The sequence below is a fragment of the Henriciella mobilis genome (assembly GCF_003576315.1).
GTDB lineage: Bacteria > Pseudomonadota > Alphaproteobacteria > Caulobacterales > Hyphomonadaceae > Henriciella > Henriciella mobilis.
In genome coordinates, this window is the sequence record NZ_QWFZ01000017.1 from 116,815 (window position 1) to 130,915 (window position 14,101).

Consider the following 14,101-nt stretch of genomic DNA (forward strand, 5'->3'; position numbering starts at 1 on the left):
CAGATCAATCTGAGGGGGTGGTCCAAACCGCCTCAGACGTTGAATCGGAAGTGCATCACGTCGCCTTCCTGGACGACGTATTCCTTGCCTTCCGCGCGCATCTTGCCCGCTTCCTTGGCCGCCGTTTCACCGCCACAGGCGATGAAATCGTCATAGGCGATGGTCTCGGCGCGGATGAAGCCTTTCTCGAAGTCGCCATGGATGACGCCAGCGGCCTGCGGGGCCGTCCAGCCCTTGCGAATGGTCCAGGCGCGGGCCTCCTTCGGGCCGACCGTGAAATAGGTCTGCAGGCCGAGCAGCTTGTAGCCGGCGTGGATGAGACGGTTGAGGCCCGGCTCTTCGAGGCCCTGCATTTCCAGGAACTCGGCCCGCTCGGCTGGGTCCAGAACGGCCATCTCGGCCTCGATCTGGGCCGATATGACAACGGCCTCGGCGCCTTCCTTTGCAGCGCGTTCCATGACGGCCTCTGAATACTTGTTGCCTGTGGCCGCGCTCTCCTCATCGACATTGGCGACCAGCAGGACCGGCTTGGCGGTCAGCAGCTGCAGCATCCGCCACGCCTTGCGGTCTTCCTTCGGCACATCGGCCATGCGCGCCGGGCGGCCTTCATTGAGTTCGGCGAGCGCAAGGTCGAGCAGGGCCAGGGTTTCCTTCGCTTCCTTCTCGCCGGACTTGGCTTTCTTCTCGACGCCTGCGCGGCGCTTCTCCAGGCTCTCCATGTCGGCGATCATCAGCTCGGTCTCGACGATATCGAGGTCGGCGATGGGATCGACGCGGCCGGCGACATGCGTGATGTCGTCATCCTCGAAGCAGCGCAGGACGTAGATGATCGCGTCGGTTTCGCGGATATTGGCAAGGAACTGGTTGCCGAGGCCTTCGCCCTTGGAGGCACCTTCGACGAGGCCGGCAATATCGACAAAGTTCATCCGCGCCGGAATGATTTCCTTGGATCCGGCAATTTTGGCCAGCTCGGCAAGGCGCGGTTCAGGCACGGCGACCTCGCCAACATTCGGCTCGATCGTGCAGAACGGATAGTTCGCCGCCTGGGCGGCCGCCGTCTGGGTCAGCGCATTGAACAGGGTGGACTTGCCAACATTCGGCAGGCCGACGATGCCGCACTTGAATCCCATGGAACACTCCTCCGGCTGGTCTTGCGGCGAGCGGCATAGCGCATTTTGCGCAGCAGGACAGGGTGTTTTGTGTGTAGAAACTGGTATTCAGGGCTGAAGACAGGCGCAAAGCTTGCATCAGGTGTGGGTAAAACCCGGAGGACTATCGATGGCTTATGACGTGATGATCGCGTCTGCCATGGCGGACAAGGCGAAAGCTGAACTGGTCGCAAAGCGCTTGCGGTCGCTGAAATTCAGGGTCCGCTACGACGCCAAGCGTGAGCACACCACGCCGACCACGCGCGACCTGAACGATGCGAACAGGTCCGGCGCCGTGCTGGTGCTGTGGTCGAAGGCGGCGTGTGACACGAGCACAGGCGACAGCGACTGGGTGCATTCGATTGCGCACCTTGCGCGCTCGCGCAGGAACGCCCTGTTCCAGGCCGATCTCGACGCGACGACTCCAGACGAGCCATTCGACAAGGATGAGCGGTTCAAGCTGACAGGCATGGGCCCGAAGCGAATCCCGAACGGGCTGTTCGACCTGGCCGACGCGCTGGGCAAGAAGCAGCGCCGCAAGGACCTGTCGGACTTTCTGAAGATCGCCGCGGGCGACACCGAAGCCAAGGATGCGTGGAAGAAGGCGCATCCGCGCGACCCGATTTCGCTTGCAGGCAAGGCTGCTGCGGCGAAGAAGAAAGCGGCGACCAAGAAGCCGGCTGCGAAGAAGACCACGGCCAGCAAGACTGCGACCAAAGCGGCGGGTGCCAGCACACCGGCAGCGTCCGACGCGGCGCCAGCCAAGGATACGGCCGCGCCGGAAACGCCGAATACCGACAACCTCGTTCCGAAGATCAAGCTGAACCCGCCTGTCTCGCCGTCCGCGATGCCGTATCGGCGCCCGGCCGAACCGTCGCTGCGCGATGAAGACCGTCAGGAGATCGGCTGGGTCATGCTTGGCCCGATCATCGCCGGCATCGTCCTGATGATGCTGCTGGCCTACGCTTTCCGCTCGACAACGACGGCGAGTGCGCCGGCGGCCGGCATGCCGGCGATCGCCAATGCGCGGCCTGTCGTGATGGATGTCTGTCCGCCCGGCCAGGTGCCGCGCTCACTCATTGAGATTCCGCCGCTGCGCACTGGGCCGATCATCGACGATACCGAAGAGGCAGAACCGGCCGAATAGGCCGCGGCCGCTAGCTTTCGCGCGCGTCCTTGCGCGGATCGGACTTGGGCGCCGGCGCCAGTCTCAGGACTTCCGTCTGATAACGCTCGTCATTGCCCTCGACGAGATAGGGCAGTGCGCGGGAGCAGGCGTCCAGCAGGGCCTCGACCCATTCCTTCTCTGCCTTCGCGAAATCGGCGAGCACATAGGGCATCACCTTGGTCTTGTCGCCAGGATGGCCGACACCGAGCCGGATGCGGCGCACGTCCGGGCCAAGATGCGCCAGCATGGAGCGGATACCATTATTGCCGGAATGCCCGCCGCCGCGCTTCACGCGCACACGGCCGGGCGCTAGATCGATCTCGTCATGGAAGACAGTGACGGCCTCTGCCGGCAGCTTGTAGAAACGCGCAGCTTCGCCAGCGGCGCGGCCGCTTTCATTGTAGAAGGTCTGCGGTTTCAGCAGGAGCAGCTTCACCGGACCGTTCGCGGTCTGGATGGTGCCTTCAGCGGCCTCACTCTGGAAACGCTGCTTCCATGGGCCGAAGCCATGGTCGGATGCGATACGGTCAAGTACCATGAAACCGAGATTGTGCCGGTTTCCGGCATACTTCGCGCCGGGATTTCCCTGGCCTGCAAGAATCTGCATGACAGGCTCCGCGCTCGCACCCGTGTCAGGCCCTGTGGGCCTGGGCTGGCCAGTCAGCCAGCCCAGTATCCGGGTGACTATTCCTCGGATTCGCCGCTCTCTTCTTCGCCGCCTTCTTCTTCGTCCTGCTTGATGGCCTCGACTTCGTCGGCTTCCGGTGCCTCTTCATCCTCGGTTGCCGGCTGAGCCATGCGGCCAGCAATCGTTGCGATGGTGAAGTCACGATCGGTGATGGTCGGCTCGGCGCCTTCCGGCAGGGTGATGTCGGAAATCTTGACGTTGTCGCCGATATCCAGGCCGGTCAGGTCGGCATCGAGTTGTTCCGGAATGCTGTCGGCGCGCACATGCAGTTCGACCGCGTGGCGAACGATGTTGAGCGCACCGCCGCGCTTGAGGCCCGGCGACTTCTCTTCATTGTGGAAGTGGACGGGCACTTCAACGGAGATGACCTGGCTCGCCTTCACGCGATAGAGATCAACGTGCTGCGGCATGTCGGTGACCGGGTGCATCTGGATCGCTTGCGGGATGACCAGCTGTTTCTTGCCGTCATGGACCAGGTTGGCCGTCGAGGTCAGGAACTGGCCGGAATTCACGGCGCGGATCACTTCGTTGAGTTTCAGATTGATCGCGACCGGGTCTTCGCCGCCGCCATAAAGGACGCCGGGGACGTAGCCATTGCGGCGGGCTTCGCGTGCGCCGCCCTTGCCGGTGCGCTCGCGCACGGTCACATTGAGACTGATCTTGCTGGACATGTTCTTTCCTTTCGCCCTGAAGTCCGCCTGCGGAACCTTCCGCCGGTGACAGCCTGACAGGAACGGCCTTGCGCCGCCCTTTCTGAAGCGTGGGCCATTACACGAAGCAGCCGGACCTGACAACCGGCCCACTGAATCGGGCTTGACGCAATACGTTACAGCTGTCACACATAAATCAGTAAAGTGACAGCTGTAACGTGGAAGGGTCACCACACAATGTCCAAACCAAACTCATCAGAACTCGTCATCCTGAAATATCTGTGGTCGGCAGGACGGCGCACGGCACGTGAGATCCACGATGCCGTCGGTCCGGCGCGCGACTGGCAGCTCTCGACGACGCGTACCGTTATCAATCGCATGGAAACCAAAGGCTGGGTGAAGCGCGACGGCGAGTCGCCGGAAGCGGCTGCCTTTTATGTTGCCGTGTTGGACCGGGTCGAAACGCTGGGCGGTCTGGTCCGCCAGCTTGCCCGCCAGGTGCTGGACCTGAAAGGACCGGTGCCCGCTGCGCTGTTCGCCGATAGCCCGCACCTGTCGGAAGAGGAACTCGACGAACTCGACGCGATCATCAACGCCGCCGAAGACAAGGAAAACGCCAAAGGGGACGAGAAAAAATGAGCATCGCCTGGCTGGTTATCTTCATTATCCTCTGGACCGGCTTCCTGGCCGGTATCGCCAGCCTGGTGACATCCGGGCGCGTGCAGGCGCGGTTTGCCCAGCTGGTCTGGCGCGGCGCGGCCCTGCTGTCGGTTGCGCCGCTGGCTGTGATCGGATTGTCGAAGCTGATACCCGCCAGGCTGCCGGCAGCCTTGCCGGACATTCCCTATGTCGAACCGGCCGCTGGTCTGATGACCAGCGCCACCACAAGCCTGAAGACCGCCGTGTCAGGCCCTGAATGGTCCTGGACCGTGCCAGCCCTGATGATCGTGCTGGCGGCAGGCTGGACGGTACGGTTCGGCGCAGCCCTCCTCGCGCAGGCCCACCTGCAGCGGCTGAAATCCCGCTCGACGCCCAAACGGCACCTTATCGACGCCTTGCCCCTGACAGAGCTGGGCCTTGAGCGGGTCCCCGCTATCCGCAGCATCCCCGGCGGCTCGCCCTTCATCGCGGGCTTTCTGCGGCGGGAAATCTACGTTCCGGAAGCGCTCACCGAGCCGCGGGACCTGCGCCAGATCGCGATCCATGAATGTGTTCACCTCAAGCGCGGTGACCTTATCACCCGGCCGCTCGAGCGGATCGTGGCGGATGTGTTCTGGTTCTCACCATTTTCCTGGATGATGCGCCGCCAGCTGGATTTCTGGCGCGAGGCTGTCTGCGACGAGATTGCATCAGACCTCAGCGGTGACCGCATCGGCTATGCCCGGACGCTGGCTCAGGCCGCACGGATTGCCGCGCCCCTGCGTGCCCTGCCAGTGGCCGCCTTTATCCTGCCGCGCCGCAAGAGTCTTCCCCGGCGCCTCAGCCGCCTGCTGGAGCCAAGCCCCGCGCAGTCGCGTCCGATCATGGCGCTCGGCGCCAGCCTGGTCGCGCTGGCGCTCTCGCCGCTCGCTCTCGCCCAGGCCGGCGGGGATGACGTCATCGCATCGTCTGAAAAGGGCAAGAAAGCCTCGTTCGACTTCGCTGTCCTGCTCAGCCCGGAGGCGCGCGTCACCTCAGACTTTGGCGAGCGCAAGGATCCGATCAAGAAGAAGATTGCCTTCCACAATGGCACCGATATCGGCGCGCCGCTGGGTACCCCGGTCCACGCGCCGGCCTGCGGCAAGGTCATTTTCTCCGGCTACAAGGATGGCTATGGCGAAACCATCGAGGTCGCTTATGGCGATGGCAGCAAGATGCGGTTTGCGCAGCTGTCCGAACGTTTCGTGCATCATGGCGAAGAGGTGACGGCCGGATCGGTCATCGGTCATGTCGGCATGTCTGGCCGCGCGACGGGGCCGCACCTGCATCTCGAGCATTGGGAACCGACGCTCGACCCTGAGACAGGCGATGTGAAGATGAGCCCGGTCGACCCGCGAAAGACCGCTGGCCTCGTGCTCTATACGAACGGTTAGATTAGATTTCTATCAGGTGAAAGGCTCTCTTGCCCCGATGGCAAGAGAGCCTTTCCTTTTGAATGCCTCAGCCCATCACATTGATGGCTTTCACGTTGACGAACTCCTTCAGGCCGAAGCCGCCATGCTCGCGGCCATAGCCTGAATCCTTCACGCCGCCGAAGGGCATGTTGGGTTGGGCGAGGCCGAAGCCGTTGATGAACACCATGCCGGTGTCGAAATGCTTCTCGGCCAGTTCGATCGCCCTGTCGGTGTCTTCGGTGAAGATGCCGCCGCCGAGGCCGAACCGGCTGTCATTGGCAATGCGCATGGCTTCCTCGGCATCCTTCGCGCGGATGAGCGAAGCGACGGGCCCGAACAGCTCATCGTCATAGGCCGGCTGGCCGGGCTGGACATTGTCGAGGACGGTTGCCGGATACCACCAGCCATCCTCATCAGGCACTTCGCCGCCACACTGGATGCGCGCGCCCTTTTCCACGCTCTTGCCGACCTGCTCATGCAGGTCATCGCGCAGGTCTTTACGCGCCATCGGGCCGATATCACCCTCATTGGTAAGCGGGTCGCCCATTTTGACGTCCTTCATCGCCTTCACGAATTCATGGCGGAAGGCATCGAAGATCTCGTCGACGACGATAAAGCGCTTGGCGGCCACGCAGGTCTCGCCATTATTGTAGACGCGGCCCATGACGCACTGGCGCACGGCCTTCTCAAGATCGGCATCGGCGAGCACGATGTAGGCGTCGTTCGAGCCGAGCTCGAGGACGGTCTTCTTCAGCTTCTCGCCCGCCTGTTTGGCAATGATCCGGCCCGCAGACGCGCTGCCCGTCAACGTCACGCCGCGCACCAGCTTGTGCGCGATGACGGCGTCGGACTGGTCATGGCTGATGCGCAGGACCGAAAAGAGGTTGTCCGGCAGGCCGGCCTCGCGGAAGATTTTCTCCAGCATCAGGCCGGAGCCGGTCACCGACTCCGCATGCTTCAGCAGGACGCCATTGCCCGCCATGAGGTTTGCGATGGCATAGCGGATGACCTGATAGGTCGGGAAGTTCCAGGGCTGGATGCCGTAGACCACGCCGATCGGCGAATAGGCGATCCGGCCCTTGCCGCCATTCGGCAACTCTCGCTCCTCGGAAGCGAGTTCCTTCGGGCCGTTGGCCGCCGTCCAGTCGCAGATGCCGGCGCAGAGATCGACTTCCTGCTCGCCCTGTTTGACGAGCTTTCCCATCTCGTTGGTCATCAGGCGCGAAAGGTCTTTCTTCTTCGAGCGCAGCCCGTCCCCGATGGCCTTGATGATCTCGGCGCGCTTTTCCGGGCTTTCATGGCGCCAGTCCAGGAATGCCTCATGGCACTTCCGGATCGTGTTCTCCACATCGCTGTCGCCCATGAGCGGATAGCGTTCCAGCTCTTCGCCGGTTGCGGGATTGATGGTGGTGAGCATGTCGCCCAGTCTTTGACTGTCAGCCATTTCTTGGCCCTTCCTTGTTGCTGGTTCGTTACGAAACCAACACCAGGAGGAGGGGCCTGTTCCCGCGATAATGCCGCAGGGGTGACTTTACATCAGTCGAAGAGTTTCGAGACGCTCTCATTATTGGCGATGCGGCGGATCGCTTCGCCGAGCAGCGGCGCGACCGACAGCACGCGCAGGCTCTTGGACTTGAAGTCCTCTTCGGTCGGGCGGATCGTGTCGCAGATCACGATCTCGTCCATGACGGACTTCTCGATCCGCTTGACCGCATTGTTCGACAGCACGCCGTGGGTGACATAGGCGCTGACGCCGCTGGCGCCCTTGTCCTTGAGCGCGGCTGCCGCGTTGACCAGCGTGCCACCGGAATCGCAGATATCGTCGACCATGATGCAGTGGCGGCCCGAGACATCGCCGATAATGTTCATCACTTCCGACTTGCCGGCTTCCGGGCGGCGCTTGTCGACGATGGCAAGATCGACACCCAGCCGGTTGGCGAGGTTGCGCGCCCGCACCACGCCGCCGACATCGGGTGAGACGACCATGACATCATCGCTCGCATGGCTGGTGCGGATATCCTTTTCGATCACCGGCATGGCGACGAGGTTGTCCGTCGGAACGTCGAAGAAGCCCTGGATCTGGCCAGCATGCAGGTCCATGGTCAGGACGCGGTCGGCGCCGGCCTTGGCGATAAGATTGGCGACCAGCTTGGCTGAAATCGGCGTGCGGCCGTCGGTTTTGCGATCCTGCCGGGCATAACCGAAATAGGGGATGACGGCCGTGATGCGGCTGGCTGATGCCCGCACCAGCGCATCAATGCAGATCAGCAGTTCCATGAGGTTGTCATTGGCCGGCTTGGAGGTCGACTGTATGACGAAGACGTCCTCGCCGCGCACATTCTCGTTGATGCGCACGAAGATCTCATTGTCTGCGAAATTCTTGATCTCGGCATTCGAGAGCGGGCAGTCGAGATGGTCGGCGATGGCTTCTGCGAGCGGCCGGTTGGCATTGCAGGAAATCAGTTTCATCGCTCAGGTCAGCCCTTCCCGTTAGTCCGTTTGCGGTGCTTTTGGAACAAGGCGCGCCGAGTCGCAAGGAAAAGGGTGCAGGTGGGGCGCAGGGGCCTCACCCTTCCAGCATGATCACCGAGCCCTGGCGGCCATAGTCGGGTTCGCCCAGGTGATTGCGGCGGCGGTTGGAGAAGTACATCTCGTCCATGGCGCAGGTGTCGTGGCCGATGACGTCGACCCAGGCGATCTTGGTTTGAAGTAGCCGGTTCTTCACGAAGGTCTCGATATTGAAGTGGAACCGGTCGCCTTGTCCGGCATGGAAGAGGTTGCCGCTCCACGGGGCCTGCTTGAGGAACTCGTCGCGAAATTCCGGGCCGACTTCGTAGCTTTCCTGGCCGATGCAGGGGCCGATGGCGGCGTGGATATCTTTACGGTGGGCGCCGATCTCTTCCATCTTGGCGATGGTCGCTTCGCAAATGCCGCCAAGCGCGCCCTTCCAGCCGGCATGGCAGGCGCCGATCACCCCGGCCTTGCGGTCGGCAAAGAGGACGGGGACGCAGTCAGCCGTGAGGATGCAGAGGGCAATGCCGGGCAGGTCCGTTACCATGCCGTCGGCCTGCGGGCGGTCCTTTCCCCAAGGCATGGTGGCAAGGATGGCGCGGTCGGAATGGATCTGGTGGCAGGAGAGGAGAAGGTCGACCTCCTTCACGCCAATCGTGTCGGCCACGCGCCGCCGGTTGCGCATCACCGCTTTGGGCTTGTCATCCGAGCCGATACCCAGATTGAGGCTTTCATAAATGCCCTCGGACGTGCCGCCCTGACGGCCGAAGAAGCCGTGGCGTATGCCTTTCATGCTGGCAAGGTGCGGGGCGAGGGTGTGCGGAATGACGGTCATGCAGAGGGCCTAGGGCCAAATACTAAAAATGCAAACGCCGCGATCACTCAGCCTGGTCCGTGGACGCATCGGCTGCGGGCTCAACCTCGTCTTCGGCCCGCTGTTTCTTCCGGCGGCGGCCGGTAAACCAGCCAGCGCGCTCTTCCATCTTGCGCAGTTCGCCGTCGAGCTTGGCCATGGTGCGTGAGAGATCGGCAGACTCTTCCTTGCGCCAGGCAAGTTCGGCCTGCGCGATGCACCAGGCGATGGCGGTAGCACGAAGCGGTTTTGGCAGGGTCTCGGATTTGTCGAGCCCGGCGCAGACCAGGGCCCAGCTGGCCGAGGCGTGACGCGCAGCCACCAGCGCCAGCAGGCGCGCAGGCTGGGTCTGGCGCCATTTCATCAGGGAGAGCAGGCCGGTGCGATAGTCTTCCATCGCCTCGAAGCGCAGCATGATCACATCGAACAGGCGGGTGCGCGGGGTTTCTTCCTCGTCGAAGGAGCCTTCGCTCATCGCGCGGTCGAAATAGCGCTCCACCGAGTCGGCGATGGTGTCCTTGTCGGCAACGCCGTGGAATTGTTCGAGCGGGATCCCGGCTTCGTCTGCGATCTCGGCCAGGGTCAGCTCGCCCCACGGCGTTTCAGCCGCCAGCTTGAGCGCCGCGCGGACGCCCATTTCGAGAATACTCCTGCGGTCTTCGACCAAGGCTCAGTCTCCTGAGAGTTCGCGATCCCGTTTGATCGCCGCCCCGACAGCTTCTTCCATGAGAGATGGCATCGCGCCCTCGCGCATCAAGACGTCGAGCGCGGCTTTCGTGACGCCGCCCGGTGAGGTGACGTTCTCGCGAAGCTTGGAAGGAGGCTCGGCGGCATCCATCATCAGCGCGCCAGCGCCTTCGACCGTCTTTTTGGCAAGGCGGAGGGCAAGCGCCTCGTCGAGGCCGTGGGCCTTGCCGGCGGCTGCCATGACTTCTGCGAGCAGAAAGGCGTAGGCCGGCCCGCAGCCGGATATGGCCGTGGCTGCTGAAATCTTGTCCTCGCCAATCGGGCCTTCGACATCGCCCAGCGGCGTAAGCAGCTCTTTCAGATAGGCTGCATCTTCCGAAGAGGCGTCGTCCGGCAGGCAAAGCAGCGTCATGCCTTTGCCGACAAGGCCGGGCGTGTTCGGCATGGCGCGGGCCACCCGTTTGGTCTGAAGCGTTCGCGACAGGCCATCCAGCGTGATGCCTGCCATGATCGACAGGACAAGCGTGTCGGGTCCGACATGTTTGCGGATATCATCGGCGATGGAGCCGAAGACCTGAGGCTTGACCGCGACGACCAGGGTCGAGGCGGGTTCCGGTGCCGGGTTCAGCGCGATCTTGCCATCGGCTTGCCAGCCCTTCAGCAGGTCGGACGGGCCGGGATCGTGGATCGCAATGGGACCCGACTGGCCGGCCTTTATCCAGCCACCAGCCAGCGCCGAGCCCATACGCCCGCCGCCGATAAGGGTAATACCCGGCTCAGGCTTCGCCATCGGTCTCGAATAGCGCTGCGTCGATCGCTTCTTCAGGCGACTTGCCGGCCCAGATCACAAAGTTGAACGCGGGCACGAACATGTTCACCGCATCGGTTGCAGCCGCGAGGACGGCGCGGATTTCACCGGGATCAGGCTCGACCCGGTCGAGCATCGGAAGGGTATGACGGAACAGGACGACCTGGTCCTCGATCCAGTAATCGAAGTGGCCGAGCCACAGGCGTTCATTTGCCATCAGGATCAGTTTTGAAATCGCGGTCTGGCGGGCGGCGGTCGGCTTGAGGTCGAGTGTCAGGGTAAAGTGCAGGGCTGGCGGTTGCTGACGGGCCGCGAACAGCGCGCCCATCTCACCCCAGCGGCTTTGCGCGATGCACTGGATGGCAGTGTCATCCTCGCGCTGGTGTTCCCAGCCTGCGTTTTCGAGACACGCTTCAACAAGATCGAGCGGATCGGCGGAAATATCATGGGAATGAAGGTCGAGGCTCATGCGCTTGGTCCTTCCGAATCAACATGGCGACAGCGCCATTAGAGGGGACGGTAACACGAGGCGGTGCGGCTGCAACCGGCCTTCTCCTATGGGTTGTGGAAGCCCCCAGACCCGCTTTGCATGCATCGGGCCAGTCTTCAATCCATAACCGCAGCCTTCGTATCGGCGCGAATGCGCAAGGCCCGTAGTTGCCGTTGCAAAATCAGGGTGCTAGGCGACGTCATGGCCGGGAAAATCCTGCGCAGTCTTGCGCTCCTGCTTTTGGCTGGCATGGCAGCCTGTCATGACGGGCGCCCCTCCGGCGACGCGCTCATTGCCGTGGCCACCAATTTCCGCGAAGCAGCCATGCGCCTGGAGGCCGATTTCGAAGCGGAGTCGGGCTATGAAATTTCGCTGGCCGCTGGCGCGACAGGGCAGCTCTACGCCCAGATCCAGAACGGTGCGCCCTATGACGTCATGCTGTCAGCCGACCGGCGCCGCCCGCAAATGCTGGTCGAGGATGGGCTGGCAGGTGCCGACAGCCTGTTTACCTACGCGACCGGCAAACTGGTCCTGTGGAGCGCCGATGAGGCCTTGCTGAGCGGCGTCTCGGGCGAGGCCGTTCTTCGGTCGGGCGCCTTCCGAAGGCTGGCCATCGCGAACCCGGATCTGGCCCCCTATGGCACGGCCGCCATGGAGGTGCTTACCGGTCTCGGCCTGTCTGACGCGCTCGCCGGCAAGCTGGTGCGCGGCCAGACGGTCGGCCAGGCTTTCGCGATGGTCTCCAGCGGCAATGCCGAGCTGGGGCTGGTTGCCCTGTCGCAGACGGTGCAGCTCGCGGACAATGCCGGCGGGTCGTTCTGGCAGGTGCCATCGGACCTCTACAGTCCGATCCGTCAGGATGCGGTCCTGCTGGAGCGGGCAAGTTCGAATGAAGCGGCTCGCGCCTTCCTTGCCTATCTCAGGAGCGAGAAGGGGCGCGCAACCATCGCGCAATTCGGCTATGAGACGGACTGACCGCCATGCCTGATCTCGGCCCCGTCCTTCTCAGCCTGCAGCTTGCCGCCGTGACCACGGTTCTTCTGCTGGTGCTGGCCCTGCCGCTGGCCTGGTGGCTGGCGACGACCCGGTCTGTCTTCAAGCCGGTGGCCGAGGCGGTGACGGCCCTGCCGCTTGTCCTGCCGCCGACCGTGATCGGCTTCTACCTCCTTATCGCGCTCAACCCGCAGGCGCCCATCGGGGCCTTCTGGGTGTCGATGACCGGTGACACGCTGACTTTCTCGTTCGCGGGCCTCGTTGTCGGCTCGATTGTCTATTCGCTGCCTTTCATGGTGCAGCCGCTCCAGTCCGCCTTTGAGAATGTCGGAAAGGGCCCCGTCGAAGCGGCTGCCATGCTACGGGCCTCGAAACTGGATGCCTTCTTCAACGTGGTGCTGCCGCAGTCCATGCGCGGGCTCATCACGGCTTGCGTGCTGACTTTCGCGCACACGATCGGTGAGTTCGGCGTCGTGCTGATGATTGGTGGCAACATTCCCGAGCGCACACGCGTCGTCTCCATCGCCATTTTCGAACATGTCGAGGAGCAGAGCTATGCCGAGGCGCACTGGCTGTCGGCAGGCATGCTGGTCTTTGCCTTTCTGGTGCTGATCGCCGTCTATGTCCTGAACAGGAGCTGGCGTGTCCGGACCGGTTAGTTCCCTGACGTTCAGCCTCCTGCTGGAGCGGGGCGATTTCCGCCTGCGTCTCGACGAGACGATCGCGCTCGACGGGGTCACGGCCGTTTTCGGGCGCAGCGGCAGCGGCAAGACAAGCCTCCTGCGCGCGATTGCCGGGCTGGACCGTCCAGCGCAGGGGCGGATCGTCTTTGGTGACGATGTCTGGTTCGACACCGACACGCGCCGGTCCATTAAGCCGCATCGGCGCGGGGCAGGTTATCTTTTCCAGGATGCGCGTCTGTTCGGCCACCTTTCCGTAGCGGGTAATCTCGCCTTCGCCGACAAGCGCAGCGGGCATCAGGGCGATGCCATTGCCTTTGAGGATGTGGTCGCCGCGACGGGGCTGTCAGACCTGCTATCGCGCAATATTGGCGGGCTATCGGGTGGTGAACGCCAGCGGGTCGCGCTGGCCCGGACCCTGCTGGCGCGTCCGCGTCTCCTCCTGCTGGACGAGCCGCTCACCGGGCTCGACCGGGCGGCCAAGCGCGAGATCATGCCCTACCTTCGCGATGTGCCCGCGCGGTTCGGCATTCCCGCGCTTTTCGTCAGTCACGACATTGAGGAAGTGACGGCACTGGCGAACCGGATCCTCGTTTTGGATGACGGCAAGGTTACCGCGCACGGGGCGCTTGGCGATGTCCTTCAGACGCTGGATCTTGGGCCTCTGCTCGCCGACGGCACGACCGGCAGCCTGATCGAAGCGACCGTTACCGGGCATGATACCGCGCTTGGCGTCACCCAGCTCGACCTTGCCGGCACGCCGCTTAGCCTGCCGCTGGATGAGCGTCTTGAGAGGGGGCGTACGGTGCGTCTTTTCGTGGATGCGAGCGATGTCGCCCTGGCGACGGCGCGGCCCGAAGGGATCAGCATCCGCAATATCCTGCCGGGGCAGATCAAGGCAATCGAGAAGAACGCCAGCCGCCCCTATGCCGATATCGTCGTCGCCATTGGTAAAGGCCAGCTCAGGGCGCGGATCACACGGGCATCACTCGCAGAGCTTGGGCTTATGGAGGGTTTGGAGGTTTTCGCCCTCGTGAAAACGATGAGCTTTGCTGATTAGGTTGAAGCGGGCCTAGCCCTTCTTCTTCTCCAGCGCCGCGACGCGCTTTTCGAGCTCTTCAACCCGCTCCAGTGCCTTCACGGCAATGGCTTTCAGTGCCTCGACCTCGTCGCGTTCGGCAAGATCCATGTCAGCGACCATGGAGCGTACACGCGCCTGCATGGCGGTGCGCGCTTCGTCACCGGCGGCGCGGGCCGCGCCCATGGCGCCTGTCATCAGGCCTGCAAGATCATCGAGTAGTGGATTCGAGCTCGCCATGCGGTTACTCCTTG

At 63.2% G+C, this 14,101-nt stretch carries 16 protein-coding genes; 6 read left to right on the top strand and 10 right to left on the bottom strand.

The features are described 5' to 3' along the window. Window positions 1-32: 32 nt before the first annotated feature. Window positions 33-1,130, bottom strand: coding sequence for a redox-regulated ATPase YchF (gene ychF, locus D1227_RS09720; RefSeq protein ID WP_119404581.1), 1,098 nt, complete (start codon window positions 1,128-1,130; stop codon window positions 33-35). Between the two features lie 148 nt (window positions 1,131-1,278). Here ychF and D1227_RS09725 point away from each other — a divergent pair, with 148 nt between their 5' ends. Beyond that, window positions 1,279-2,295 (top strand): TIR domain-containing protein, encoded by a 1,017-nt coding sequence (locus tag D1227_RS09725; protein ID WP_119377593.1) that lies wholly within the window; start codon window positions 1,279-1,281, stop codon window positions 2,293-2,295. 10 nt (window positions 2,296-2,305) lie between these two features. Here D1227_RS09725 and pth read toward each other — a convergent pair whose 3' ends face one another. Beyond that, window positions 2,306-2,923 carry an aminoacyl-tRNA hydrolase gene (gene pth / locus D1227_RS09730; RefSeq protein WP_119377592.1) on the bottom strand — a complete coding sequence of 206 codons (618 nt, stop codon included), beginning with the start codon at window positions 2,921-2,923 and terminating at the stop codon, window positions 2,306-2,308. A 77-nt stretch (window positions 2,924-3,000) separates the two neighbouring features. Further along, window positions 3,001-3,675 carry a 50S ribosomal protein L25/general stress protein Ctc gene (locus D1227_RS09735; protein ID WP_119377591.1) on the bottom strand — a complete coding sequence of 225 codons (675 nt, stop codon included), beginning with the start codon at window positions 3,673-3,675 and terminating at the stop codon, window positions 3,001-3,003. 216 nt (window positions 3,676-3,891) lie between these two features. Here D1227_RS09735 and D1227_RS09740 point away from each other — a divergent pair, with 216 nt between their 5' ends. Both D1227_RS09740 and D1227_RS09745 read left to right on the top strand, forming a co-directional pair. Further along, on the top strand, window positions 3,892-4,293 hold the full coding sequence (locus tag D1227_RS09740) for a BlaI/MecI/CopY family transcriptional regulator (RefSeq protein WP_119377590.1): 402 nt from the start codon (window positions 3,892-3,894) through the stop codon (window positions 4,291-4,293). Continuing rightward, entirely contained in the window at window positions 4,290-5,726 is a 1,437-nt protein-coding gene (locus D1227_RS09745; RefSeq protein ID WP_119404582.1) for a M23/M56 family metallopeptidase, read from the top strand. The genes D1227_RS09740 and D1227_RS09745 overlap by 4 nt, the downstream gene beginning before the upstream one ends. Window positions 5,727-5,793: 67 nt before the next feature. Here D1227_RS09745 and D1227_RS09750 read toward each other — a convergent pair whose 3' ends face one another. The 6 genes from D1227_RS09750 to D1227_RS09775 form a co-directional block, all read right to left on the bottom strand. Continuing rightward, window positions 5,794-7,191: an NAD-dependent succinate-semialdehyde dehydrogenase gene (locus tag D1227_RS09750; protein WP_119404583.1), complete on the bottom strand. Its 1,398-nt coding sequence runs from the start codon at window positions 7,189-7,191 to the stop codon at window positions 5,794-5,796. Between the two features lie 92 nt (window positions 7,192-7,283). Beyond that, window positions 7,284-8,216: a ribose-phosphate pyrophosphokinase gene (locus D1227_RS09755; RefSeq protein WP_119377587.1), complete on the bottom strand. Its 933-nt coding sequence runs from the start codon at window positions 8,214-8,216 to the stop codon at window positions 7,284-7,286. Between the two features lie 97 nt (window positions 8,217-8,313). Continuing rightward, window positions 8,314-9,093: a peptidoglycan editing factor PgeF gene (gene pgeF / locus D1227_RS09760; protein WP_233350019.1), complete on the bottom strand. Its 780-nt coding sequence runs from the start codon at window positions 9,091-9,093 to the stop codon at window positions 8,314-8,316. A 43-nt stretch (window positions 9,094-9,136) separates the two neighbouring features. Beyond that, entirely contained in the window at window positions 9,137-9,778 is a 642-nt protein-coding gene (locus D1227_RS09765) for a hypothetical protein (protein WP_119455268.1), read from the bottom strand. A gap of 3 nt (window positions 9,779-9,781) precedes the next feature. Beyond that, the gene (gene proC, locus D1227_RS09770; protein ID WP_119377585.1) at window positions 9,782-10,588 is read right to left on the bottom strand and encodes a pyrroline-5-carboxylate reductase; all 807 of its coding nucleotides are present in this window, start codon (window positions 10,586-10,588) and stop codon (window positions 9,782-9,784) included. Next, window positions 10,575-11,075: a type III secretion system chaperone family protein gene (locus D1227_RS09775; protein WP_119377584.1), complete on the bottom strand. Its 501-nt coding sequence runs from the start codon at window positions 11,073-11,075 to the stop codon at window positions 10,575-10,577. Before D1227_RS09775 ends, proC begins: the two co-directional genes overlap by 14 nt. A 222-nt stretch (window positions 11,076-11,297) precedes the next feature. Between D1227_RS09775 and modA the strand changes: the two genes are divergently transcribed. The 3 genes from modA to modC are packed head-to-tail and all read left to right on the top strand — an operon-like array spanning window position 11,298 to window position 13,829. Next, the gene (modA, locus tag D1227_RS09780; protein ID WP_119404584.1) at window positions 11,298-12,071 is read left to right on the top strand and encodes a molybdate ABC transporter substrate-binding protein; all 774 of its coding nucleotides are present in this window, start codon (window positions 11,298-11,300) and stop codon (window positions 12,069-12,071) included. A gap of 5 nt (window positions 12,072-12,076) precedes the next feature. Beyond that, window positions 12,077-12,748 (top strand): molybdate ABC transporter permease subunit, encoded by a 672-nt coding sequence (gene modB / locus D1227_RS09785; protein ID WP_119404585.1) that lies wholly within the window; start codon window positions 12,077-12,079, stop codon window positions 12,746-12,748. Beyond that, window positions 12,732-13,829 (top strand): molybdenum ABC transporter ATP-binding protein, encoded by a 1,098-nt coding sequence (gene modC / locus D1227_RS09790; protein WP_119404586.1) that lies wholly within the window; start codon window positions 12,732-12,734, stop codon window positions 13,827-13,829. Before modB ends, modC begins: the two co-directional genes overlap by 17 nt. Before the next feature lie 12 nt (window positions 13,830-13,841). On the opposite strand, the gene D1227_RS09795 is transcribed toward modC, so the two are convergent. Next, window positions 13,842-14,087, bottom strand: a complete 246-nt coding sequence (locus tag D1227_RS09795; protein ID WP_119404587.1) for an accessory factor UbiK family protein — start codon at window positions 14,085-14,087, stop codon at window positions 13,842-13,844. Window positions 14,088-14,101: the final 14 nt, after the last annotated feature.

Excerpts from the sequence above, each read along its gene's own strand:
- D1227_RS09745 (WP_119404582.1), top strand. The coding sequence starts at position 4,290 with ATGAGCATCGCCTGGCTGGTTATCTTCATTATCCTCTGGACCGGCTTC.
- D1227_RS09740 (WP_119377590.1), top strand. The coding sequence starts at position 3,892 with ATGTCCAAACCAAACTCATCAGAACTCGTCATCCTGAAATATCTGTGG.
- pgeF (WP_233350019.1), bottom strand. The coding sequence starts at position 9,093 with ATGACCGTCATTCCGCACACCCTCGCCCCGCACCTTGCCAGCATGAAA.
- D1227_RS09750 (WP_119404583.1), bottom strand. The coding sequence starts at position 7,191 with ATGGCTGACAGTCAAAGACTGGGCGACATGCTCACCACCATCAATCCC.
- D1227_RS09755 (WP_119377587.1), bottom strand. The coding sequence starts at position 8,216 with ATGAAACTGATTTCCTGCAATGCCAACCGGCCGCTCGCAGAAGCCATC.
- modA (WP_119404584.1), top strand. The coding sequence starts at position 11,298 with ATGGCCGGGAAAATCCTGCGCAGTCTTGCGCTCCTGCTTTTGGCTGGC.
- D1227_RS09735 (WP_119377591.1), bottom strand. The coding sequence starts at position 3,675 with ATGTCCAGCAAGATCAGTCTCAATGTGACCGTGCGCGAGCGCACCGGC.
- proC (WP_119377585.1), bottom strand. The coding sequence starts at position 10,588 with ATGGCGAAGCCTGAGCCGGGTATTACCCTTATCGGCGGCGGGCGTATG.
- D1227_RS09795 (WP_119404587.1), bottom strand. The coding sequence starts at position 14,087 with ATGGCGAGCTCGAATCCACTACTCGATGATCTTGCAGGCCTGATGACA.
- ychF (WP_119404581.1), bottom strand. The coding sequence starts at position 1,130 with ATGGGATTCAAGTGCGGCATCGTCGGCCTGCCGAATGTTGGCAAGTCC.
- pth (WP_119377592.1), bottom strand. The coding sequence starts at position 2,923 with ATGCAGATTCTTGCAGGCCAGGGAAATCCCGGCGCGAAGTATGCCGGA.
- modB (WP_119404585.1), top strand. The coding sequence starts at position 12,077 with ATGCCTGATCTCGGCCCCGTCCTTCTCAGCCTGCAGCTTGCCGCCGTG.
- D1227_RS09725 (WP_119377593.1), top strand. The coding sequence starts at position 1,279 with ATGGCTTATGACGTGATGATCGCGTCTGCCATGGCGGACAAGGCGAAA.
- D1227_RS09775 (WP_119377584.1), bottom strand. The coding sequence starts at position 11,075 with ATGAGCCTCGACCTTCATTCCCATGATATTTCCGCCGATCCGCTCGAT.